The following is a 21,706-nucleotide window of genomic DNA, read 5'->3' on the forward strand; positions in this document are numbered from 1 at the left end:
CGTTGAAAAGCCATACCTTTTTAATAATGAGCAATTTATGATCAGTTTTTTCCGCCGTGCAGGCCTGGGCACTAAGCTATCGCTGCTGACCGGCGTGAGCGTCGCCATTCTGTTTCTGCTGTTCACTTTTCTTCTCAGCCATAAGGCCAGCCAGCAGCTGGAATCACTGGCCGTTGAGGATCTGCATAATCAGTCCACCGGCATGGTGGATATGGTCGAGATGTTCAACACCAGCCTGAGCGAAGAGGTCGAAAGTTATACCCGGCTTTTCACCACCTTTCTTCCGCAACCGTTACATGTCGATTCCGCCGAGAGCAGGACGATCAATGGTTTAACCGTTCCCCTGCTGAAAGGCGGCGAGACCGGGCTGCATGATAACAATGCCCTTTCCGACGACTTCCTCAATCGAACCGGTGCGATTTCGACGCTGTTTGTCCGCAGCGGTAATGACTTTATCCGTGTCGCCACGTCCCTGCGCAAAGAGAATGGCGAACGCGCAATGGGTACCGTGCTGGATACCACCAGCCCGGCGTTTGCCGCCGTCACCAAAGGGGAAGTGTACCGTGGGCTGGCGCTGCTTTTCGGCAAGCGTTATATCACCCAGTATCAGCCCGTCAAAAGCAGTGACGGCCAGGTGATCGGCATTATTTTTGTCGGGGTGGATATCACCCACTCCTGGAACGTCATGCGCGAGAAAATCCTTAACCGTCGCCTCGGTGAAAGTGGACACTTTTTCGTTCTCGATCGCAGCACCGGGAAGACCCGCGGGCACTACCTGTTCCACAACAGCGAAGAGGGACAATTGCCCAAATGGGATAGCGCCACGCAACAGCAGTTGCTGAGCGATACCGCCGGTACGCTGGAGCGGATCAGTGATGATGGCCGCACGCTCAAAATGGCCTACACCCCGCTTCCGGGCTGGAACTGGACCATCGTGGGCGAGGTGGATAAAGCAGTACTGCTCTCAAACGTGAATCACCTGCGCGATCGCTTCTTGCTGGCGGGCGTGGCGTTATCGGTGCTGTTTGCAGGGCTGTTCGTCATGATTATCCGTCGCATGCTTACGCGCCCGTTACGTAATGTGATCCACCTTGCCCGCCTGTACGCAGCAGGCGATCTGCGGGCAAACCTGCCGGTGACGCGCCAGGATGAGGTCGGGCAGCTGATCGCGGCGATCAACGGTATCGGGGATGGCCTGCAAAAGATCGTTATTCAGGTCCGTGAGGCTGCAGGCGACATTCGGACCGGAACCAACGCGCTGGCCAACGATAGCGGCGAAATTTCAGAGCAGATCAACAAGCAGGCCAGCAGCGTAGAAGAGACCTCCGCCAGCATGGAGCAGCTGGCCGCGACGGTGCAGCAAAATGCGGCCAACATGGAGCAAACGCAGCAGCTCGTCGGAGAGACGTCACGCGCGGTGTATCAGGGCGGTGAAACGGTCACCCACGCCGTCGCCACTATGGATGATATTCGTGATGCGTCGAAACGCATTGAAGATATCACGCGTGTGATCGAGTCAATCGCTTTCCAGACCAACATCCTGGCCCTCAATGCGGCAGTCGAAGCGGCGAGGGCGGGCGAGCATGGCAAAGGTTTCGCGGTGGTCGCGCAGGAGGTCCGCGCCCTGGCAGCACGCAGCGCCAACGCGGTGAAAGAGATTGAGCAGCTGATTGGCGACACGCTGAAAAAAGTGGGCGAGGGGCACGCGCTTTCCGAGCAGACGCGCCTGGCGATGGATGCCATCATCGTTCACATCGATAACATCAGCCAGCTGGTGACTGAAATTAACCAAGCCTCCCGCGAACAGTCCGCCGGGATTGGCCAGGTTAACCTGGCCATGACCCACATTGGCGAAGCGTCGCACATCAACGCCGATCGCGTTTCACGCAGCGAGCAAACCGCACACGCGCTGCGCGAGCAAGGGTCGCACCTCACCCGGCTGGTAAGCCTGTTCCAGCTGAAAGATTAACCCACCCTGCCCGTGGCGCGCAGCAGCAGGTCATTTTGCACCTGTTCGCTCATCAGCGTTCCGCCACGGGTATCCAGCATCATGCGACACCACGCCTGCGCCATCGGCGGCGAGGCGTGCCGCAGCATCTGGCTTCCCGCGCCCAGCAAACTGAGCTGGCGGGCAATCTCCCTGCCCTGCGCCTCCTGAGGCTTACGCAGCTTCTGCTGTAGCTGCCGCCAGCTGCGATCGAAGTGGCGATCCTGCCCTTTTACCTGGGCGAAGTCGTCGCTGAGCAGGTCGAGCATTCCCGGCTGCTTCGTCAGGACCCGCAGCACGTCCAGGCACATAATGTTCCCGGAGCCTTCCCAGATGCTGTTCACCGGCATTTCCCGGTACAGGCGTGGCAGTTCGTTATCTTCGCAGTAGCCTGTCCCCCCCAGCACTTCCATCGCTTCCGCCACAAAGGGAATGCCTGCCTTGCATACGCTGAATTTCGCGGCCGGAGTGAAAAGCCGCGCCCAGGCCATCTCCTGCGGATCGGCGCGCTTATCCCATGCGCGGGCAAGACGAAACAGCAGCGCGGTTTGCCCCTCCAGCACCAGCGCCATCCGGCTAAGCACCTCGCGCATCAGAGGCTGGTCGATCAGGTTTTTTCCAAACGTCTGCCGCTGATGGGCATGATACAGCGCCACCGAAAGCGCCCTGCGCATAAGCCCGTGGCTGCCGAGCGCGCAGTCGAAGCGCGTGAGCCCGCCCATTTTGAGGATTTGCCGAACCCCTTCCCCCTCCTCGCCCAGCAGCCAGCCGGAGGCATCCAGAAACTCGGCCTCGCTGCTGGCGTTAGAGCGGTTACCCAGCTTGTCCTTCAGGCGCTCCAGGCGCACGGCGTTGCGCTGTCCGTCAGGCAAGAAACGCGGAACAAAAAAGCAGGATAAACCGCCCTTCGCCTGCGCCAGCACCAGATGAGCATCGCTTTGTGGGACGGAGAAAAACCATTTGTGACCCACCAGACGGTAGCTGCCGTCACTGCATTTTTCCGCCTTCGTGGTATTGCTCAGCACGTCGGAGCCGCCCTGTTTTTCCGTCATCCCCATACCAATAAGCAGCCCTCGTTTCTGCCCACCGGGGGCCAGATGCGGATCGTAGCGGTCACCGAGCAGCGGGTTTCGCCAGCTTTCGAAGGGCTTGGGCAGCGCCTGCAGCAGCAGCGGCATGGCGGCAAAGGTCATGGTGATGGGGCAAAGCGTGCCCGCTTCCACCTGCGCATGCAGCACAAAGCGCGCAGCCCGGGCGACGAAAGAGCCTTTACGCGCCTCCTCTTCCCACGCCAGGTTATGCACCCGGTTGGCGCACAGCCCCTGCATCAGCAGGTGCCACGCGGGGTGGAAACGGACGTCGTCAAGCCGCTCGCCCATCGCATCATAACGCAGCAGTTCGGGCGGGTTCACGTTGGCCAGCCTGCCCAGCTCCAGCGATTCCGCCGTGCCCAGCTGCTGCCCAATGCTGGCGAGAAGATCCATGTCCCATTCGGCACCTTCGCGCGCCACCGCGTCGCGCAGGGCGCAGTCCGAGAGGAAAAGATTGCTGTTAGAGAGCGGGGAAGGTTGATTGAAAACGGTGTGAGTCTGCCAGTGCATACTGTCTCCCTCCTTCAGTGGCAATGAAGATAAGTATGGACAGAGCGCCTGCGGGCTGCATGGGAGTCGGGTCACATGCTGGCGATCGCATTGAAAGGCTTCGTGAAATAGCTCACAGAACATAAGAATAAACTATTTCATGTTAGCGATTTTGTTGAATAATTTATTCTTACTCTTTTCTGCGAGGATCGTTATGCAACCGGATGCGCACAAGCGTGCATTAATTGCAGGCTCCATTGGTAACTTCATCGAGTGGTACGAGTTTGCGGTCTACGGTTTCCTGGCGACCGTGATTGCGAAGAATTTTTTCCAGCTCGACGGTGAAACGGGGCTAACCAGCCTGATCCTCACCTACGCCTCGTTTGCCATCGCCTTCTTCTTTCGCCCGCTGGGCGCGGTGGTGTTTGGCCGTATTGGCGACAAGATTGGCCGTAAACCGACGCTGATTATCGTGCTGGTCCTGATGACGCTCGCCACCGCCGCCATCGGTATTGTGCCGGACTATGCCAGCATCGGGATTGCCGCACCGCTGATCATCACCCTGCTTCGCATCCTGCAGGGGCTGTTTGCCGGAGGGGAATATGGCGGGGCCGTGTCACTGATGACCGAGTTCGCACCACGCGGCAAGCGCGGCCTGTACGGCGCGTGGCAGTCCTTCACCGTGGCGCTGGGGCTGTTAGCGGGTGCGGGCATTGTGGCGCTGCTCTCCGTACTGCTCACTCCCGAGGCGCTCCACGACTGGGGATGGCGCATTCCGTTCTTCCTCGCGCTGCCTATGGGCGCGGTCGCGCTGTGGCTGCGGGTCAGCATGGAAGAGACGCCAAGTTTTGTGCAGCAAAAAGAGAAACCGGCTGTCGCTCAGGCCGACACTGCGGCTACGCTTCGGGCCATCGTGACGGGCATTGGCCGGGTCATGGTGTGGTCCGCAGCGGGCTATACCTACCTGGTGATCATGCCAACCTATCTGCAGTCGGCCCTGCATACCGGATTCAACCAGGCGCTGCTGATTGCGGTGATTTCAAATATTGGCTTTGCGCTCACCATCATTCCGTCGGGGATCCTGAGCGATAAGATAGGACGCCGCACAGTGATGATTATCGCCGCCGCGCTGCTGCTGATCCTCGCCCTTCCGCTGCTCAACATCCTGCAGGCGGAGTCGAGCACGCTGGCCGTCAAAGCCATCGTGGTGCTGATTGCAGGGGGTCTGGTAGGGATGCTGGCGGGGCCAGGTCCGGCCATGCTCTCGGAGATGTTTCCGACGCGCGTGCGCTATACCGGGCTTGGGCTGGCCTATTCCCTGTCGAATGCGATTTTCTCGGGCTGTGCGGGCTTAATCATTACCAGTCTGATTAAAGAGACGGGCAATCTTGATATTCCGGCCTATTACGTAATGGCAACGGCGGTGGTGAGCATTGTGGCGCTGATGACATTGAGGAAGGATGACCATTTGCGGTCGCTGGAGGAGTGAGGTTGTTTTGCCGGGTGGCGGCTTCGCCTTACCCGGCCTACAAAACCGTAGGCCCGGTAAGCGAAGCGCCACCGGGCGAAAATCAACTACGCTGACGCACCGCTTCAAACAGGCAGATGCCCGTCGCGACGGAGACGTTCAGCGACGACACGCTACCTGCCATCGGAATGCTGATCAGCTCGTCACAATGCTCGCGCGTCAGGCGACGCATGCCTTCCCCTTCTGCGCCCATCACCAGCGCCATGCGGCCGGTCATCTTGCTTTGGTACAGGGTGTGATCCGCTTCGCCAGCCGTACCGACGATCCAGATATTCTCTTCCTGCAGCAGACGCATGGTGCGCGCCAGGTTGGTCACGCGGATCAGCGGTACGTTTTCCGCCGCGCCGCAGGCCACTTTTTTGGCCGTCGCGTTCAGCTGCGCTGAGCGGTCTCTTGGTACGATCACCGCGTGGACGCCCGCCGCATCGGCGCTGCGCAGGCACGCGCCGAGGTTGTGCGGATCGGTCACGCCATCAAGGATCAGGAAGAACGGGTTATCCAGCCCGGCAATCAGATCCGGCAGATCGTTTTCCTGGTACTGACGGCCCGGCTTCACGCGCGCAATAATGCCCTGGTGAACCGCGCCTTCACTTTTCTCATCCAGGTACTGACGGTTCGCCAGCTGGATCACCACGCCCTGCGCTTCCAGCGCGTGGATTAGCGGCATCAGACGTTTATCTTCACGCCCTTTCAGAATAAACACTTCCTGAAAACGCTCCGGCGCGCGCTCCAGCAGGGCCTGCACCGCGTGGATGCCGTAAATCATTTCACTCATTGATGGTTCTCATTATGACAATGCTTGTCCCCCTCCCTTTTCGGGAGAGGGTCAGATTAGCAGAGTAGTTTACTCCGCCTGCTGTTTCTTCGCAGCGCGTTTCGCTTTGGTAGCGGCTGCGATTTTCTGGGTCTTGGTGGAAGGCTTCTTCGCTTTCCGGGCATCTTTCTTCGCTGCCTTCGGCTTCTGTTTCTTCTCGCCACGGAAGGCGCTGTCCGGCTCAAAGTTTACCTTTTTACCGGCCTGACGGCGTTTACCGCCCGCGTTGCCGTTGCCGCCTTTCTTCGCTCTTTCACGCTCGGTTTTGCCGACGTTACGCGGCGCACGCTCGCTGGAGATCAGGCTAAAGTCGATTTTACGGTCGTCCATATTGACGGCTTCAACTTTCACTTCCACGCGGTCGCCCAGGCGATAAGTCTGGCCACCGGATTCGCCAATCAGGCGCTGGCCCACCTGGTCGAAGCGGTAGTAGTCGTTATCCAGGCTGGAAACGTGCACCAGACCGTCGATAAACAGCTCATCCAGACGCACGAAGAACCCAAAGCCGGTCACGCTGGCAATCACGCCTTTAAAGACGTTGCCGACCTGATCCAGCATAAAGTCACACTTCAGCCAGTCAGCCACATCACGCGTGGCTTCGTCGGCGCGGCGTTCAGCCATGGAGCAGTGCTGACCAAGCTGCAGCATCTCGTCCATCGAGTAGTGATAGCCGCCGGTTTCGGTGGTGTTACCTTTGTGACCCTGCTCCTGAGCCAGCAGATACTTGATGGCGCGGTGCAGAGAGAGGTCCGGATAACGACGGATCGGCGAGGTAAAGTGCGCGTAAGACTGTAGAGCCAGGCCAAAGTGGCCCCGGTTTTCCGGATCGTAAATCGCCTGCTTCATGGAGCGCAACAGCATGGTTTGCAGCATTTCTGCATCCGGGCGGTCGCCAATGGACTCCAGCAGCTCGGCGTAATCACGCGGCTCGGGCTTGTTGCCGCCAGGCAGTTCCAGTCCTAATTCGGACAGAACGGTGCGGAACGAATTCACTGCTTCCGTCGTCGGCTTATCGTGGATACGGAACAGCGCCGGCTCTTTGGCTTTCTCAACGAAACGTGCCGCTGAGATGTTCGCCAGGATCATGCACTCTTCAATCAGCTTATGCGCATCGTTGCGCTGGGTCTGCTCGATGCGCTCGATACGACGTTCGGCGTTGAAGATAAACTTCGCCTCTTCGCTCTCAAACGAAATCCCGCCGCGCTCTTCGCGCGCCTGATCCAGCGTTTTGTAGAGGTTATGCAGCTCTTCGATGTGCTTGACCAGCGGCGCGTACTGTTCGCGCAGATCCTGGTCGCCCTGCAGCATATGCCAGACCTTGGTATAGGTCAGGCGCGCGTGCGAGCTCATCACCGCTTCGTAGAATTTGTAGCCGGTTAAGCGGCCCTTGGTCGAGATGGTCATTTCGCAGACCATACACAGACGGTCAACCTGCGGGTTCAGCGAGCAGAGGCCGTTGGAGAGCACTTCCGGCAGCATCGGCACAACCTGTGACGGGAAGTAGACCGAAGTTCCACGGCTGCGCGCTTCGTTGTCCAGCGGGGTATTCGGACGCACATAGTAACTGACGTCTGCAATCGCAACCCACAGACGCCAGCCACCACCGCGTTTCTTCTCGCAGTATACGGCATCATCGAAGTCGCGGGCGTCTTCGCCATCGATGGTCACCAGCGGCAGGGAGCGCAGATCCACGCGGCCCACTTTGGACTCTTCCGGCACTTCTTCACGCAGGTTTTCGATTTGCTCTTCAACCGCTTTCGGCCAGACGTACGGGATCTCATGGGTACGCAGCGCCATATCGACGGCCATACCGGTGCCCATGTTATCGCCCAGCACTTCGACGATTTTACCTACCGCTTTGGTACGGCGGGTTGGACGCTGGGTGAGTTCAACCACCACCACAAAGCCCATGCGCGCGCCCATCACCTCTTCGGGCGGAATAAGGATGTCGAAGCTCAGACGGCTGTCGTCCGGCACCACAAAGCCCACGCCCGCATCGGTAAAGTAGCGACCCACAATCTGGCTGGTTTTCGGTACCAGCACGCGCACCACGCGCGCCTCACGGCGGCCTTTACGATCGGCCCCCAGCGGCTGCGCCAGGATCTGATCGCCGTGAATACACATCTTCATCTGTTCGGATGAGAGATAGAGATCGTCTTTACGGCCTTCCACGCGCAGGAAGCCAAAGCCATCGCGGTGCCCAATGACCGTGCCTTTCAGCAGATCGAGACGTTCAGGCAGGGCGTAGCACTGGCGGCGGGTAAAGACCAGCTGCCCGTCGCGCTCCATGGCGCGCAGGCGGCGGCGAAGGGCTTCGGTTTGCTCTTCACCTTCAATGTTTAATTCAACGGCAAGTTCTTCACGATTGGCGGGTTTTTCGCGTTTGGTTAAGTGTTCAATGATGAACTCGCGGCTGGGGATAGGATTCGCGTATTTTTCGGCTTCGCGTTCCTGGAAAGGATCATGTGACATGTCGGTTCCTCCGTTGTCAGCTCCGGTGGAAATTTTCTTCATTCCACCAGCAATAATTTATAAAGCGGTTGATTCTCTTCAACCAAATCGGCCAGCGTGTAGTTATCCAGTTCCTTGAGAAAACTTTGCACGGCCTGAGAAAGCGCCTGTTTCAGGCGACAAGCGGGGGTAATGTGGCAAAATGCGCTGCTGCAGTTCACCAGAGACAAGGGCTCCAGTTCACGTACCACATCCCCAACACGAATACTCTGCGCCGGTTTACCCAGGCGGATCCCGCCATTCTTCCCGCGGACGGCAGCAACGTATCCGGCACGACTAAGTTGATTGATTATTTTGACCATATGATTACGGGACACGCCGTATACCTCTGTGACTTCAGAGATACTTGTCATTTTCCCGGCGGGTAACGACGCCATGTAAATGAGCGCGCGTAAGCCGTAATCGGTGAAACTTGTTAACTGCACATCAACCTCAGGAAATAAGGAAAAACGCGGTCAAACCGCAGAGATATTCATTAATGATGATAAACCAGCCAGCCAGGTAGCGGCTAATTTATTTGACAGACGGGGCGAAAAAGCGGATATCCAGGAGCGGTCGCCGGATGGCGCTACGCTTATCCGGCCTACGGGTCACCCCGCAGGCCAGCAGTCACGAAGATTATGCGTCGAACGGATCGCGCAGGATCATCGTTTCAGTACGATCCGGGCCGGTAGAAATAATATCGATCGGCACTTCGGTCAGTTCTTCAATACGCTTGATGTAATCCAGCGCCGCCTGCGGCAGGCCGCTACGCTCTTTCACACCGAAAGTGGTCTCAGACCAGCCCGGCATGGTTTCGTAGATTGGCTCGATGCCTTCCCAGTCGTCAGCAGCCAGCGGCGTGGTGGTTACTTCGCGGCCATCTGGCATACGGTAACCTACGCAGATTTTCACCTCTTTCAGGCCGTCCAGCACGTCCAGCTTGGTCAGGCAGAAGCCAGACAGGGAGTTGATCTGCACGGCACGACGCACGGCAACCGCGTCCAGCCAGCCGGTACGACGACGACGACCGGTGGTCGCGCCAAACTCGTTACCCTGCTTGCACAGGAACTCGCCGGTCTCATCAAACAGCTCGGTCGGGAATGGACCTGCACCCACACGCGTGGAGTACGCTTTGATGATACCCAGAACGTAATCCACATAACGTGGACCCAGACCAGAGCCGGTCGCCACGCCACCAGCGGTGGTGTTAGAGGAGGTAACGTACGGATAGGTACCGTGGTCGATGTCCAGCAGCGTACCCTGCGCACCCTCGAACATGACGAAATCGCCACGCTTGCGCGCCTGGTCCAGCAGATCGGAAACATCAACAACCATACCGGTCAGGATGTCAGCAATCGCCATGACGTCATCCAGCACTTTCTGGTAGTCAACGGCGTCAGCTTTATAGAAGTTAACCAGCTGGAAGTTGTGATATTCCATCACTTCTTTCAGTTTTTCAGCAAAGGTCGCTTTATCGAAGAGGTCGCCGACGCGCAGACCGCGACGTGCTACTTTGTCTTCGTAAGCCGGGCCGATACCACGACCGGTCGTCCCGATCGCTTTCGCGCCACGCGCTTTTTCACGTGCAACGTCCAGCGCCACATGATAATCCAGAATCAGCGGGCAGGCTTCGGAGAGCAGCAGACGCTCGCGAACAGGAATACCACGGTCTTCCAGGCCTTTCATCTCTTTCATCAGGGCAGCAGGAGACAGCACGACGCCGTTACCGATGATGCTGGTGACGTTTTCGCGAAGAATGCCTGATGGAATAAGATGGAGGACGGTTTTTTCACCGTTGATTACGAGAGTATGGCCTGCGTTGTGACCGCCCTGGTAGCGTACAACATATTTAGCCCGTTCAGTCAGAAGATCAACGATCTTCCCTTTACCTTCGTCACCCCATTGGGTGCCCAGTACGACGACGTTGTTACCCATTTTTTCAAAATCACCGATTGCTTAAAAATGGATTCTACCATCGCTTTTTCAGATATACAGCACTTTTTGACCCTAAAACATGCCAAATCCGACCACTTTTTGATCAGCCAATCGTTTTCCTCAACATGTAGTAGATAACGATCCCGGCAACCACAAGAGCACCGCCAAATCGACGCAACGTATTTTCTGGCAAGTGTGTCATCGCCAGAATCATCTTCTTCCACGCACGGGGATAGAGCATCGGCCCGAGACCTTCCAACACTAAAACCAAAGCAAGCGCCAGCAAGATGTGTGAGTTCACGCGACTATCCTTCTTACTATTATCGAATCGTATCCGTTGTCATGCCAGTGACTGTAACATACCTTGGCCCTCATTTTTCCTGCGCTTTTTTCGTTTAAAATATGAACAACCCGAAAGATACACTTAAATAATAAATATAAAAGGCAAGTTATATTTATTTAACAAATATACTCCTGGAATATTATTTAAAGGCAGGTAATCATGAGTAAAATCATAAAGTATGTCAGACTTAACCCATAGCATGCTCCCCACTTTGAATATTATCTAATGTTCAAAATCCATAAAGATTACTTAAAATACATGTAAGCAATTGTTGATTGTAACAATCAATGATTCAGATTATTCTTGTAAAACAATATTAAATACACTTAGTTCATGAGTTTACATTACCTAAGTTATTTGTCTCTTTTTAAAGTGTTCCCCTCCCCTTCCTCCGATCGGGTTATGAATTGCTTTCAAAGATGCTGGAGATCGAGGCATACCTCCGCTTGGTTATCAATAACCGCATATCTATTAATGCCTGTTTTTTAATACATTAAGGATGAAAAATGAAAAACGTTGTTAAAACGACGCTCGCTGCTGCGTTGGTTTTGGGTAGTGCAATGTCTGTCGCTCAGGCAGAGGAAACTACAACCGGCGCCAACGATGGTACCGTGACGTTTGTCGGCAAAATCGTAGAATCTCCATGCTCTATTAAGATTGGAGACGAAAACCAGACCATCAGTTTGGGCGAAAACCTGGGTACTGCATCACTGAAAGCAGGCCTGACACAGAAAGTTGATTTTGACATTGAACTCGTAAACTGCGTATTCGACGCTCAGACAAATATGTCCATTGTCTTCAACGCAAATGGTAACGAATCGACTACCCACGCCGGTAACCTGGCTTTAATGGGTGCTGGCGGTGAAATGAAAGGCGCCTACATTGTGATGGCTGACAGTAAAGGTACCGAACTGCGTATGGGTACAGCCTCAACCCAGCTAATGACAAAAGATACAGCGGGTAAAGCTATGGCCGATCAAACCCTGCGTTTCAAAGCTTGGGTTCAGGGCGATACTGCTGCGGCAACTGTCGACACGGGTGAATTTTCTAGCATGACCAGTTTCCAGATTACGTATCTGTAATAAATATATTCCCCTGCTGCATGATGCGGCAGGGGAAAATGAAACAACATGACATCGGAATGTCGAAGGAATAATTCATACTATGCCGCCCGGTCCTCATTTCAGCCTCAAAAGTTTGACAAATGTCATAGCGTTTACGCTTGCCTGTCAATCATATATTGGCCTGGCGGAAGAAAACGTAGAATTCAATACCCAATTCCTGGAGTCTCAGGAAGGGGCGAGTTATGACATTAGTCGTTTTTCTCGCAAAGGATATGTATTACCGGGTTCTTACGATCTCCAGGTTTTTATAAATAATAGCGCCTTGCCAGATGAGCATACCATTATCTGGTACGCTACGGATGATGCATCAAAAACTAGCTTTGCGTGTTTGTCACCTCAGCTGGTCTCCTTATTAGGTATTCAACCCGCACTGACAGAAAAATTCATTTGGATTAAAGATGGCTCCTGCCTGAAACCCGGGCAGTTAGACGGCATGGAAATTGAAGCCGATCTCAGCCATTCCGCATTAAATATCACGCTTCCTCAGGCTTACCTGGAATACACCGATAAAAATTGGGATCCCCCGTCGCGCTGGGATAACGGCGTCTCAGGTATTCTTTTTGACTATAACGTTAACGCTGACCATGAACATCGCATGGATGGCAGCGGTAATGAGCATGATATTAGCGGTAACGGGACAGTAGGCGCGAATATCGGCGCATGGCGTTTACGCGCCGACTGGCAAGGAAACTATCAGCGCCTGGATGACCAAACATACCAACAGTGGAACTGGAATCGCTACTATGCGTATCGTGCTCTGCCCAGTCTTAGCGCGCAGCTGACGCTGGGTGAAGATTATCTGCAGTCAGATATCTTTGACAGTTTCAACTATGCTGGCGCCAGCATACGTACAGACGACCAGATGCTCCCCCCCAATCTTCGAGGCTATGCGCCGGACATCATTGGCGTCGCCAGGAGTGTCGCTAAGGTCATTGTTAGCCAACAAAATCGCGTTCTGTATGAGAAGCAGGTACCGGCAGGGCCTTTCCATATCCAGGATATCAGCCAGTCGACCACGGGCGATCTGCACGTACGCGTCGAAGAACAAGACGGCAACGTTCAGGAATATGATGTCACCACGGCCTCTATCCCGTTCCTGACCCGCCTGGATCAGGTTCGCTATAAGGCGGCAGTGGGTCGACCACAAAGCTGGGACCTTCATATGGAAGGATCCCCCTTTGGCGTTGGAGAAGCGTCCTGGGGGATCGCTAACGGATGGTCGTTATACGGTGGAATGATTGGCGAACAAGATTATCAGGCACTGGCATTGGGTGTGGGCCGCGATCTGGCTATCCTCGGTGCACTCGCCGTTGATGTGACAAACTCCCGTACACACCTGACCGAAGACACCGGTTATGGGACCGGGACGTTGCAGGGCAATTCTTTCCGCATCAGCTATGCCAAAAACTTCGACGAACTGCACAGCCGTCTCTCCTTTGCGGGTTACCGCTTTTCTGAAGAAAAGTTCATGACGATGAATGAGTCTCTTGACGCTCGCAATGGCGAAAACATTCGCGCGGGCCACGATAAAGAGATGTTCACCATGAGTTACAACCAGAATTTCATCGGACCTGGGCTGAACATGTATTTCAACTGGACGCAACGAACCTATTGGGATCGTCAGGACCAGAATAACTACAACGTTATGGTTTCTAAATATTTTGATATCAGCCGTATCAGGAATATCAGCCTGTCGCTCAACGCTTTTCGCAATGAGTTCGATAATGAAAAAGATGACGGTCTCTATTTATCGCTGAGTGTACCTTTGGGTGATAACCGCACGCTAAGCTACAGCGGTTCATTCGACGATAACACTACCTCGAACCGGGTTGGCTATTATGAGCAACTTGATAACCATAACAACTACCAGGTTAATGTTGGTCAGTCAGAACATGCCACATCGGTGGATGGTTACTATCGCCACACAGGTAGCTATGCCGATGTGGATATGAATGCCAGCTATGTGGATGGAGACTATTCATCGGTGGGATTATCCCTAACCGGCGGGGCAACGTTAACCACCCAGGGCGGCGCGCTGCACCGTACGTCAATCCCCGGCGGTACGCGCCTGCTTGTGGACACCAGCGGCGTCCCGGATATCCCGGTTGGCGGTTACAGCGATCCGGTTTACACCAACCGCTTTGGCAAGGCCATTATATCCGATGTTAACGACTACAATCGGAACGATATCCGCATCGACATTGATCACCTCCCGGAGAATGCTGAGGCCTTGCGTTCAATTGCTCAGGCAACGCTCACGTCCGGCGCAATTGGCTATCGTCAGTTTGATGTGATCAGCGGCGTGAAAGCCATGGCGGTACTGCGCATGAGTAATGGTAGCCACCCACCGCTTGGTGCAGAGGTAAAAAACCATCGCCAACAGCAGGTAGGGCTGGTTGATGAAAATGGCAGCGTGTATCTGGTGGGCGTTAACCCCGGCGAGAAAATGCAGGTTTCATGGAATGGCGACGATCATTGCGAGATCGCGCTTCCATCCCCACTACCGAATGACCTGTTTAATGGCGTGTTTTTACCCTGCCGCAACGATAAACCCGTCGGTCCAAACACGCCGGTGCAAACCATTCCGGCCATTCAGCAACAAACCAATCGGCTTGAGCTGCCCCCTACACCCGAAAATATTTCCGGGATACCCGCTCTCGCCACCTCCTCAGGAAAAGCACTATGAAGATTTTTCATTCACATACCGTAAAACTCATCGCAGGTTGCCTGCTGATGTCCACACTTGCGGCTCATGCCGCAGTCGTTCCTGACAGAACGCGCGTGATTTTCCGCGGCGATCAAAAATCGGTCAGCATCACGCTCAGAAACGACAACCAATCGCTGCCGTATCTGGCGCAGGCATGGATCGAGACCAGTACAGGACAAAAGATCACCTCGCCACTGACTGTACTGCCGCCCGTTCAACGAATTGAACCCACGGCCACCGGTCAGGTAAAAGTACAGGGAATGCCTGGACTGGCCTCTTTGCCGCAGGATCGCGAGACGATGTTCTATTTCAACATCCGCGAAATCCCGCCGAAAAGCAGCAAACCTAACGTATTGCAAATCGCTCTTCAAACGCGGATTAAGCTGTTTTATCGTCCCGCGGCGCTGCCTGCGCTGGATCCCCAGCATCCGTGGCAACATAAGCTGACGCTTACCCGAACCAGCGACAGCTATACGGTGAAGAACCCCACGCCATATTTTGTGATCATCAGCAGTGCCGGTCCCAGCAAGGATAAAACTGCCGCTGGCTTTGAGCCCATTATACTCGCCCCCTTCGCCAGCCAGCCGCTGAAGGTGAAATCTGCCGATCTCGGCAGCGAACCTGTTCTGGGATACGTCAATGACTACGGCGGACGTCCCCCTTTGTACTTCACATGCGCAGCGAATACGTGCAGCGTAAATGAAGAAAAGAGTCTGAAGAAATAGTCGCAGGAGAAAAATGAAATGCTGCGCACTGTCCTCTGGAGTCTGATCATCGTGTTCATCAGCGCAAACACAGCATGTTTTGCCGGCAGTAAATCCGTCGATATGTCGCTTACGGTATTGATTAATGTTCCAATTCCCTGCGTCATCAACGGCGGAACGGTGGAGTTTGGTACCGTTGTCACCACCAAAGTGAACGGTGAGCACTATACACAGCCCGTGAACTACGCAATGGATTGTCAGACGAGGATAAGTGATTATCTCAAGCTACAGTTACAGGGCGAGACGACCGTCATTAATGGCGAACAGGTGCTCAAAACCAACATTGAGGGTTTTGGGCTGCGCTTACAGAATAAAGCGGATAAAACACTGATCAAGCCAGGAACAACCGACTGGCTTAACTTTACTTATACCCAGGCCGCTCCCGAACTGGAAGTCGTACCAGTAAAAGAAGCATCGGCATCACTTCAGGCGGCTGAGTTTAATGCCACCGCAACAATGGTGGTCGATTACCAATGAAACCATTGATGCTTGTATTACTCCTCGTTTTCACGCATGACGCCATGGCCAGTGCCGATGTCAACTTTCACGGTTATCTTGTGAACCCGCCACAATGCGTCATTAGCAACAATGAAACCATTGAAGTTCCCTTCGCTGAAATGCAGATCGATGATATCAACGGCATTAACTATATGAAGGAAATCCCTTATACCATCGACTGTGATTCGACGGTCCGTGATGCATACATGACCATGACGTTAACGCTAATGGCGACGCAGTCCGACTTTAACGATGCCGCCGTCAACACCGATATTAACGGTCTTGGGATAAAAATAACCCATGATGATCAACCTTTTACCATCGGCACAGCGCTCACTATTAATCCAGCGACGCAACCGGTGCTAAAAGCTGTGCCGATTAAAAAGGATGGCGTTACGCTTCCTGAGGGCACGTTTGAAGCATGGGCAACGCTTCAGGTGGACTATCAATGATACATCGAAAAACAGCGCGACTCCTGATAGGCGGGCTATTGCTGTGTGGGGGGCTTCAGCCCCTGTTTGCCGCGACGGATAACCTTCATTTTAGTGGAACCTTGCTGACCACCTTCTGTAAACCCGTGATACAGGGGGGCACGTTGGATGAGGTCGTGTTTCCAGAAATGGCTGCGCCGGATTTAATGTTGCGCGGTCAATCAGCACGCGCAAAGCTGGTTATTTCGCTTAAAGACTGCAGCGGACCAACGCTAAAAAACGGCCTGCGGGTGACATTTTCAGGCTCAGAAGAACAGACGCTGCCGGGGTTTCTGGCCCTGGATAGCGGATCGACCGCCAGTGGTTTTGCGATTGGGCTTGAAACATTGGCAGGCACGCAAGTGATGTTCAATCATCCGACGGGGGCAACGTTCGCGTTAAATCCGGGCAGTAACGAGCTGATCCTGAACGCATGGCTACAAACCGTTGCCGGGACTCGGGTGATGCCAGGTACTTTTATCGCAACGGCAACCGCCACGTTTGAGTATTTATAAATGAAAAAATTGCCTGCATTATTTATTCTTTTTTCGCTTATGTTGGCGATGTTATTTACATCATCAGCAATGGCGGCTACCGATAACCTGAAAAGCCAAACGCACTTTCTCGTTTATTTTGCTTATCTTAAAAACCCCAGTGTTCAAGCTAATATTCAGCTTCACGTGTCTTTCCCATCCTCTAATTCCACTGAAAACGGTATTTACGATGCAACCGATGCTGTAGAGAACGGATTAGGCACGCCCACTTTAATTTCCTGGAGCACCTCTCATCTCCCCAGAATAGAAATACTCCATGCTCAAAAGAATGACATTGCCTCATCGCACTGCCCTGGAATTGATACCACCCTGTGGGCATGCGGGAGTTTAGATGTTTCGTACACCGTACACTTTGAGGGTCAGGATTGCCCGTGGAATATCGCGCAATATACCATGAGTGTCGATCCCTCTACCGGTAAATCGTGGACATCTCCCCCAACACGCGAAACGGCTTGCCCGACCGTACCTGTCGCCACCTACGATATTTCCTGGAGTAAAGACCAGGTTCAACATGAAAAACAACTGATTCTAACCCCCAATGGCGGCAGGGTAGAAACGATATTACAAACCTATTTAATGGAAGGGGGTCAGTTGTGCGATGGTAGCCAGATGAACGATCGTGGCGTCTATTGTCGCTACGTTTCCACCGGTGTTTCCGTCAGTGTGTTGGGTTGCGACGATCCCCGCGTCACCACCAGTATTTCTAAACACCCCATGACCGACACTGAGCTTTATGATATTCATGTTCAGGCAGACACCCAGCACCTTGGCGCGGGTTTATTCAGTACGACCTGTAATTTTCGTTATCTGATCGATGAATTGTAACCAGACGCAGACCTTACACTTAACGTAAAAAGGGTGGCCCATTGGCCACCCTTTCGCTTTACGACTTACCTAATGTGAATTAATTAGCGTGTCGCGTTACTCGGCGTCTTCATATAACGGAAGAAATCGCTGTCCGGGCTGAGCACCATCACATCCTGGTTGCTCTGGAAGCTATTCTCGTAAGCACGCAGGCTACGGATGAAGGCGTAGAAGTCAGGATCCTGGCTGAAGGCATCAGCAAACAGTTTCGCCGCTTCGGCATCACCTTCACCGCGCAGGATACGGCCCTGACGCTCAGATTCCGCCAGCGTCTTGGTCACTTCGTAGTCCGCCGCTGCACGCAGCTTCTCAGCCTCTTCCTGGCCCTGTGAACGGTGACGACGGGCTACCGCTTCACGCTCGGCGCGCATACGGTTGTAAATCGCCTCAGACACTTCTGCAGGCAGGTTGATCTGCTTGATACGCACATCGACCACTTCGATACCCAGCGCCGCCATACTGTTCGGATTGATCACCGGCACGTTGCCGTTGGTTTCCGTCTGAACACGCTCAGCCGCTTTGGCAATGGCGTCATCCGCTGCCGGGGTTTCCACTTCGTCTTCCGTACCCGCAGAACCGGAGTTCAGCGCATCACGCACTTCGAGAGTCAGACGACCACGGGAGTCGGTAACGATGTCTTTCACGTCCAGACGACCAATTTCAGAACGCAGACGGTCAGAGAACTTACGTTTCAGCAGCACTTCTGCCTGAGAAACGTCACCACCGCCTGTTGCCAGGAAGTAGCGGCTGAAATCACTGATGCGCCATTTGATGTAGGAATCAACGATCAGGTCTTTTTTCTCTTTGGTCACAAAACGGTCGGCCTGGTTATCCATGGTCTGAATACGCGCATCGAGCGTTTTCACCGACTGAATAAACGGAACCTTGAAGTGCAGGCCCGGCTCATAGATCACCGGACGCTTGTCGCCATCACGCACGACGCTGCTGAACTGGAATTTGATCCCACGCTCGCCCTCTTTCACCACAAAGATCGAGGTGTAAAGCACGACCAGTACGATGATGATGATCGCAATAACTGACTTACGCATCCTTATTCCCCCTGACGCTGGTAGTCGTTACGCTGCGCGTTAGCACGGCGTTGGTCCATAATGTCACCATCGTTCGAAGAAGGCGTTGTGTTCGCGCTGGAGCCGCCCTTTGAGGCTGGCGGCAGACGCAGCAGGTTGTTTGCGCCGCTGGTGTCTTTCGCAGCCGGTGCAGAACCGCCTTTCAGCATCTGATCCAGCGGCAGAACCATCAGGTTCCCGCCCTTGCTGTCGTTAACCAGCACTTTACGCGTGTGGCTCAGCACTTTTTCCATGGTTTCGATATACAGACGCTCACGGGTAATTTCCGGAGCCGCTTTATATTCCGGTAGGATCTTCGCGAAACGCGCCACCTCACCCTGTGCTTCCAGGATGGTCTGCGTCTTATACGCACGCGCTTCTTCCAGAATACGCTGCGCCTGACCGTTAGCACGCGGCTGAACTTCGTTGGTGTACGCTTCCGCTTCACGGATGTACTGCTGCTCGTTTTCACGCGCGGCAATCGCATCGTCAAATGCGGCTTTCACCTCTTCCGGCGGACGTGCAGCCTGGAAGTTGACGTCCAGCAGGGTGATACCCATGTTGTACGGGCGAATGGTCTCTTCCAGCTCGCGCTGGGTATCGCTACGAATAACGGTACGACCTTCCGTCAGGATGCGGTCCATGGTGTACTTGCCGATCACGCCGCGCAGGGCGCTGTCGGTTGCCTGACGCAGGCTGTCGTCCGCGCTGGTCACGCTAAACAGATAACGTTCTGGATCGGTCACGCGGTACTGCACGTTCATTTCAACGCGCACGACGTTTTCGTCAGAAGTCAGCATTACGCCAGAGGCGGCCAGTTCACGGACGGATTCCACGTTTACCGCGGTCACGTCGTCAATGAAGGTCGGTTTCCAGTTCAGGCCCGGCTCAACCAGATGGCTGAACTTACCAAAACGGGTAACCACGCCGCGCTCCGCTTCTTTAATGGTGTAGAACCCGCTGGCCGCCCAGATGATCACCACGGCAGCAGCAACAATGCCCACGATGCGGCCACCCATTTGCGGGCGAGGTCCCTGAGTGGAATTTCCACCCGTGCCAGAACCTTTACCCCCACCTAACCCACCCAGCTTTTTGCTGAGCTTACGGAAGATGTCATCCAGATCCGGCGGCCCCTGCTCGCGACCACCTTTGTTGCCATTTCCCCCAGAGTTGCCGCCTTGATTATTGCTGCTTCCCCACGGGTCGCGGTCTTGTCCGTTATTACCGGGCTGATTCCACGCCATGTATATGCTCCATATTTGTTATGCAAGGGCGAATTATTCAGGCATCCCCTTTCTGATCAGACGATATAGTCGATCAGCGCAGGTTCTTGTTTACAGAGGCGACGCCAGTCAACGATCGGCATACGCACCTGCATCCCCACGCTGCCGTCATCCTCCATCCACTCTTTTTCTATCGCCTGAAGCTGATAAAACCGGCTGCGCAGCCTGCCTTCCTGTGGCGGCAGTCGCAGCGTGTGCTGAGCTACCTCACCGGAAAGACGTTCTGTCAAAGCCTGGAAAAGCAGTGGCACACCAACACCGGTCTGGGCAGAAAGCCAGACCCGAATCGGTTTGTTCTCTTCATCTCGGTCGATACGCGGCTCGAAATCCTCCAGCATATCGATTTTGTTCATCACCAGCAGCGTCGGGATTTCGTGGGCCTCGATCTCTTCGAGCACCACGTTTACCGCGTCGATGTTCTCCTGCACGCGCACGTCTGCTGCGTCAATAACGTGCAGCAGCAAGGTCGCCTGGCGCGTCTCCTGCAGGGTGGCTTTAAACGCTGCCACCAGATCGTGCGGCAGATGGCGGATAAACCCTACGGTATCCGCCAGCACCGTTTCACCGACGTCCGCAACGTCAATACGACGCAGCGTCGGGTCCAGGGTCGCAAACAGCTGGTCTGCGGCATACACCTGAGCCTCGGTTATCTGGTTAAACAGGGTGGATTTACCGGCGTTGGTATAGCCCACCAGCGACACCGTCGGGATGTCGGCTTTCGTTCGCGCCCGACGTCCCTGCTCACGCTGTTTCTCTACGCGTTCCAGGCGTGAGAGGATCTGGGTAATACGGCCACGCAGCAAACGGCGGTCGGTTTCGAGCTGGGTTTCACCCGGACCGCGTAAACCAATCCCGCCCTTTTGTCTTTCAAGGTGGGTCCAGCCACGCACAAGACGCGTCGCCAGATGGCGCAGCTGCGCCAGCTCAACCTGCAGCTTCCCTTCATGGGTACGCGCACGCTGAGCAAAAATATCTAAAATTAGCCCAGTACGATCGATAACCCGACATTCGCAAAGTGCTTCAAGATTACGCTCCTGAGCGGGAGACAGCGCGTGATCAAACAACACGACTGATGCGCCGGTTGCTTTAACGGCATCCGCAATTTCAACTGCTTTACCTTCACCAACAAAATACTTCGGGTGCGGCGCTTTACGGCTACCGGTAATCACCTGCATTGCTTCGACGCCAGCGGAAGAGACCAGAGTTTCAAACTCCTGGAGGTCTTCCATATCTTTGTCTTGCGAAAAATAGATGTGTACCAGCACCGCCTGCTCACCGGCATCATAACGGTCAAACAAGCGTAAACCTCTCAATAAAGATCAACGGGGAACGCAGGATCCCTGGCTCCCCGTGTGGATAACAGCCGAAACCTTATTCGGTATCGTCGCTGTCCTGCGCAGGGGCAGCAGAACCCTGTGCGTTGCTACCATGATGGTAGTTACTACCTGTGCCGCCGCCAGCGTTATTGCTGTGATGAGATACCGGACGAGACGGAACAACAGTAGAAATAGCGTGCTTATAGACCATCTGGCTGACCGTGTTTTTCAACAGAATCACGAACTGATCGAAAGACTCAATCTGACCTTGCAGCTTAATACCATTCACCAAATAAATAGAAACTGGAACACGTTCCCGACGCAATGCGTTCAGGAACGGATCTTGTAAAGATTGCCCCTTAGCCATTCTATCTTTTCC

The 21,706-nt window shown here is 54.4% G+C and carries 19 protein-coding genes; 9 read left to right on the forward strand and 10 right to left on the reverse strand.

Going from position 1 to position 21,706, the window contains the following annotated elements; all coding sequences use genetic code 11:
- Nucleotides 1-37 precede the first annotated feature (37 nt).
- The gene (locus tag FFS28_RS12955; RefSeq protein ID WP_137849731.1) at nt 38-1,969 is read left to right on the forward strand and encodes a methyl-accepting chemotaxis protein; all 1,932 of its coding nucleotides are present in this window, start codon (nt 38-40) and stop codon (nt 1,967-1,969) included.
- On the opposite strand, the gene FFS28_RS12960 is transcribed toward FFS28_RS12955, so the two are convergent.
- The gene (locus tag FFS28_RS12960) at nt 1,966-3,588 is read right to left on the reverse strand and encodes an isovaleryl-CoA dehydrogenase (RefSeq protein WP_137849732.1); all 1,623 of its coding nucleotides are present in this window, start codon (nt 3,586-3,588) and stop codon (nt 1,966-1,968) included. The genes FFS28_RS12955 and FFS28_RS12960 overlap by 4 nt on opposite strands.
- A gap of 193 nt (nt 3,589-3,781) precedes the next feature.
- Here FFS28_RS12960 and FFS28_RS12965 point away from each other — a divergent pair, with 193 nt between their 5' ends.
- Complete coding sequence (locus FFS28_RS12965; RefSeq protein WP_137849733.1) at nt 3,782-5,056, forward strand: MFS transporter; 1,275 nt, start codon at nt 3,782-3,784, stop codon at nt 5,054-5,056.
- 82 nt (nt 5,057-5,138) lie between these two features.
- On the opposite strand, the gene rlmB is transcribed toward FFS28_RS12965, so the two are convergent.
- The 5 genes from rlmB to FFS28_RS12990 all read right to left on the reverse strand — a co-directional run bounded on the left by rlmB (nt 5,139) and on the right by FFS28_RS12990 (nt 10,638).
- Nucleotides 5,139-5,870: a 23S rRNA (guanosine(2251)-2'-O)-methyltransferase RlmB gene (gene rlmB, locus FFS28_RS12970; RefSeq protein WP_006178978.1), complete on the reverse strand. Its 732-nt coding sequence runs from the start codon at nt 5,868-5,870 to the stop codon at nt 5,139-5,141.
- A gap of 69 nt (nt 5,871-5,939) precedes the next feature.
- Nucleotides 5,940-8,381 carry a ribonuclease R gene (gene rnr / locus FFS28_RS12975; protein ID WP_137849734.1) on the reverse strand — a complete coding sequence of 814 codons (2,442 nt, stop codon included), beginning with the start codon at nt 8,379-8,381 and terminating at the stop codon, nt 5,940-5,942.
- Nucleotides 8,382-8,419: 38 nt separating this feature from the next.
- Nucleotides 8,420-8,845: a nitric oxide-sensing transcriptional repressor NsrR gene (nsrR, locus tag FFS28_RS12980; protein ID WP_058609530.1), complete on the reverse strand. Its 426-nt coding sequence runs from the start codon at nt 8,843-8,845 to the stop codon at nt 8,420-8,422.
- 193 nt (nt 8,846-9,038) lie between these two features.
- The gene (locus tag FFS28_RS12985) at nt 9,039-10,337 is read right to left on the reverse strand and encodes an adenylosuccinate synthase (protein WP_006178975.1); all 1,299 of its coding nucleotides are present in this window, start codon (nt 10,335-10,337) and stop codon (nt 9,039-9,041) included.
- A 103-nt stretch (nt 10,338-10,440) separates the two neighbouring features.
- A complete protein-coding gene (locus FFS28_RS12990) occupies nt 10,441-10,638 on the reverse strand; it encodes a DUF2065 domain-containing protein (protein WP_058609529.1) in 198 nt (65 codons plus the stop codon).
- Between the two features lie 548 nt (nt 10,639-11,186).
- On the opposite strand from FFS28_RS12990, the gene FFS28_RS12995 reads away from it, so the two are divergent.
- From FFS28_RS12995 to FFS28_RS13025, 7 genes are all read left to right on the forward strand, one after another.
- Nucleotides 11,187-11,762, forward strand: a complete 576-nt coding sequence (locus FFS28_RS12995; protein ID WP_137849735.1) for a fimbrial protein — start codon at nt 11,187-11,189, stop codon at nt 11,760-11,762.
- A gap of 82 nt (nt 11,763-11,844) precedes the next feature.
- Nucleotides 11,845-14,490 (forward strand): outer membrane usher protein, encoded by a 2,646-nt coding sequence (locus FFS28_RS13000; protein WP_137849736.1) that lies wholly within the window; start codon nt 11,845-11,847, stop codon nt 14,488-14,490.
- Between the two features lie 47 nt (nt 14,491-14,537).
- Nucleotides 14,538-15,236, forward strand: coding sequence for a fimbria/pilus periplasmic chaperone (locus FFS28_RS13005; protein ID WP_249357437.1), 699 nt, complete (start codon nt 14,538-14,540; stop codon nt 15,234-15,236).
- An 18-nt stretch (nt 15,237-15,254) separates the two neighbouring features.
- The gene (locus FFS28_RS13010) at nt 15,255-15,752 is read left to right on the forward strand and encodes a fimbrial protein (protein ID WP_137849738.1); all 498 of its coding nucleotides are present in this window, start codon (nt 15,255-15,257) and stop codon (nt 15,750-15,752) included.
- Nucleotides 15,749-16,225: a fimbrial protein gene (locus FFS28_RS13015; protein WP_137849739.1), complete on the forward strand. Its 477-nt coding sequence runs from the start codon at nt 15,749-15,751 to the stop codon at nt 16,223-16,225. Before FFS28_RS13010 ends, FFS28_RS13015 begins: the two co-directional genes overlap by 4 nt.
- The gene (locus tag FFS28_RS13020) at nt 16,222-16,758 is read left to right on the forward strand and encodes a fimbrial protein (RefSeq protein ID WP_137849740.1); all 537 of its coding nucleotides are present in this window, start codon (nt 16,222-16,224) and stop codon (nt 16,756-16,758) included. The genes FFS28_RS13015 and FFS28_RS13020 overlap by 4 nt, the downstream gene beginning before the upstream one ends.
- A complete protein-coding gene (locus FFS28_RS13025) occupies nt 16,759-17,622 on the forward strand; it encodes a StfH/YfcO family fimbrial adhesin (protein ID WP_137849741.1) in 864 nt (287 codons plus the stop codon).
- Nucleotides 17,623-17,705: 83 nt separating this feature from the next.
- On the opposite strand, the gene hflC is transcribed toward FFS28_RS13025, so the two are convergent.
- The 4 genes from hflC to hfq all read right to left on the reverse strand — a co-directional run bounded on the left by hflC (nt 17,706) and on the right by hfq (nt 21,694).
- Nucleotides 17,706-18,710: a protease modulator HflC gene (gene hflC, locus FFS28_RS13030; protein WP_058609523.1), complete on the reverse strand. Its 1,005-nt coding sequence runs from the start codon at nt 18,708-18,710 to the stop codon at nt 17,706-17,708.
- A 2-nt stretch (nt 18,711-18,712) separates the two neighbouring features.
- Complete coding sequence (hflK, locus tag FFS28_RS13035) at nt 18,713-19,972, reverse strand: FtsH protease activity modulator HflK (protein WP_137849742.1); 1,260 nt, start codon at nt 19,970-19,972, stop codon at nt 18,713-18,715.
- Nucleotides 19,973-20,028: 56 nt separating this feature from the next.
- Entirely contained in the window at nt 20,029-21,309 is a 1,281-nt protein-coding gene (hflX, locus tag FFS28_RS13040; protein ID WP_137849743.1) for a ribosome rescue GTPase HflX, read from the reverse strand.
- A gap of 73 nt (nt 21,310-21,382) precedes the next feature.
- Nucleotides 21,383-21,694 carry an RNA chaperone Hfq gene (gene hfq / locus FFS28_RS13045; protein ID WP_137849744.1) on the reverse strand — a complete coding sequence of 104 codons (312 nt, stop codon included), beginning with the start codon at nt 21,692-21,694 and terminating at the stop codon, nt 21,383-21,385.
- Nucleotides 21,695-21,706: the final 12 nt, after the last annotated feature.

The sequence above is a fragment of the Enterobacter sp. 2VL genome (assembly GCF_005503595.1).
In the GTDB taxonomy this organism is placed as follows: Bacteria; Pseudomonadota; Gammaproteobacteria; order Enterobacterales; family Enterobacteriaceae; genus Enterobacter; species Enterobacter cancerogenus.

Excerpts from the sequence above, each read along its gene's own strand:
- FFS28_RS13025 (WP_137849741.1), top strand. The coding sequence starts at position 16,759 with ATGAAAAAATTGCCTGCATTATTTATTCTTTTTTCGCTTATGTTGGCG.
- FFS28_RS12995 (WP_137849735.1), top strand. The coding sequence starts at position 11,187 with ATGAAAAACGTTGTTAAAACGACGCTCGCTGCTGCGTTGGTTTTGGGT.
- FFS28_RS13000 (WP_137849736.1), top strand. The coding sequence starts at position 11,845 with ATGCCGCCCGGTCCTCATTTCAGCCTCAAAAGTTTGACAAATGTCATA.
- hfq (WP_137849744.1), bottom strand. The coding sequence starts at position 21,694 with ATGGCTAAGGGGCAATCTTTACAAGATCCGTTCCTGAACGCATTGCGT.
- FFS28_RS13020 (WP_137849740.1), top strand. The coding sequence starts at position 16,222 with ATGATACATCGAAAAACAGCGCGACTCCTGATAGGCGGGCTATTGCTG.
- rlmB (WP_006178978.1), bottom strand. The coding sequence starts at position 5,870 with ATGAGTGAAATGATTTACGGCATCCACGCGGTGCAGGCCCTGCTGGAG.
- hflC (WP_058609523.1), bottom strand. The coding sequence starts at position 18,710 with ATGCGTAAGTCAGTTATTGCGATCATCATCATCGTACTGGTCGTGCTT.
- FFS28_RS13015 (WP_137849739.1), top strand. The coding sequence starts at position 15,749 with ATGAAACCATTGATGCTTGTATTACTCCTCGTTTTCACGCATGACGCC.
- FFS28_RS12965 (WP_137849733.1), top strand. The coding sequence starts at position 3,782 with ATGCAACCGGATGCGCACAAGCGTGCATTAATTGCAGGCTCCATTGGT.
- FFS28_RS13010 (WP_137849738.1), top strand. The coding sequence starts at position 15,255 with ATGCTGCGCACTGTCCTCTGGAGTCTGATCATCGTGTTCATCAGCGCA.
- FFS28_RS12985 (WP_006178975.1), bottom strand. The coding sequence starts at position 10,337 with ATGGGTAACAACGTCGTCGTACTGGGCACCCAATGGGGTGACGAAGGT.
- FFS28_RS13005 (WP_249357437.1), top strand. The coding sequence starts at position 14,538 with ATGTCCACACTTGCGGCTCATGCCGCAGTCGTTCCTGACAGAACGCGC.
- FFS28_RS12955 (WP_137849731.1), top strand. The coding sequence starts at position 38 with ATGATCAGTTTTTTCCGCCGTGCAGGCCTGGGCACTAAGCTATCGCTG.
- FFS28_RS12960 (WP_137849732.1), bottom strand. The coding sequence starts at position 3,588 with ATGCACTGGCAGACTCACACCGTTTTCAATCAACCTTCCCCGCTCTCT.
- rnr (WP_137849734.1), bottom strand. The coding sequence starts at position 8,381 with ATGTCACATGATCCTTTCCAGGAACGCGAAGCCGAAAAATACGCGAAT.
- hflK (WP_137849742.1), bottom strand. The coding sequence starts at position 19,972 with ATGGCGTGGAATCAGCCCGGTAATAACGGACAAGACCGCGACCCGTGG.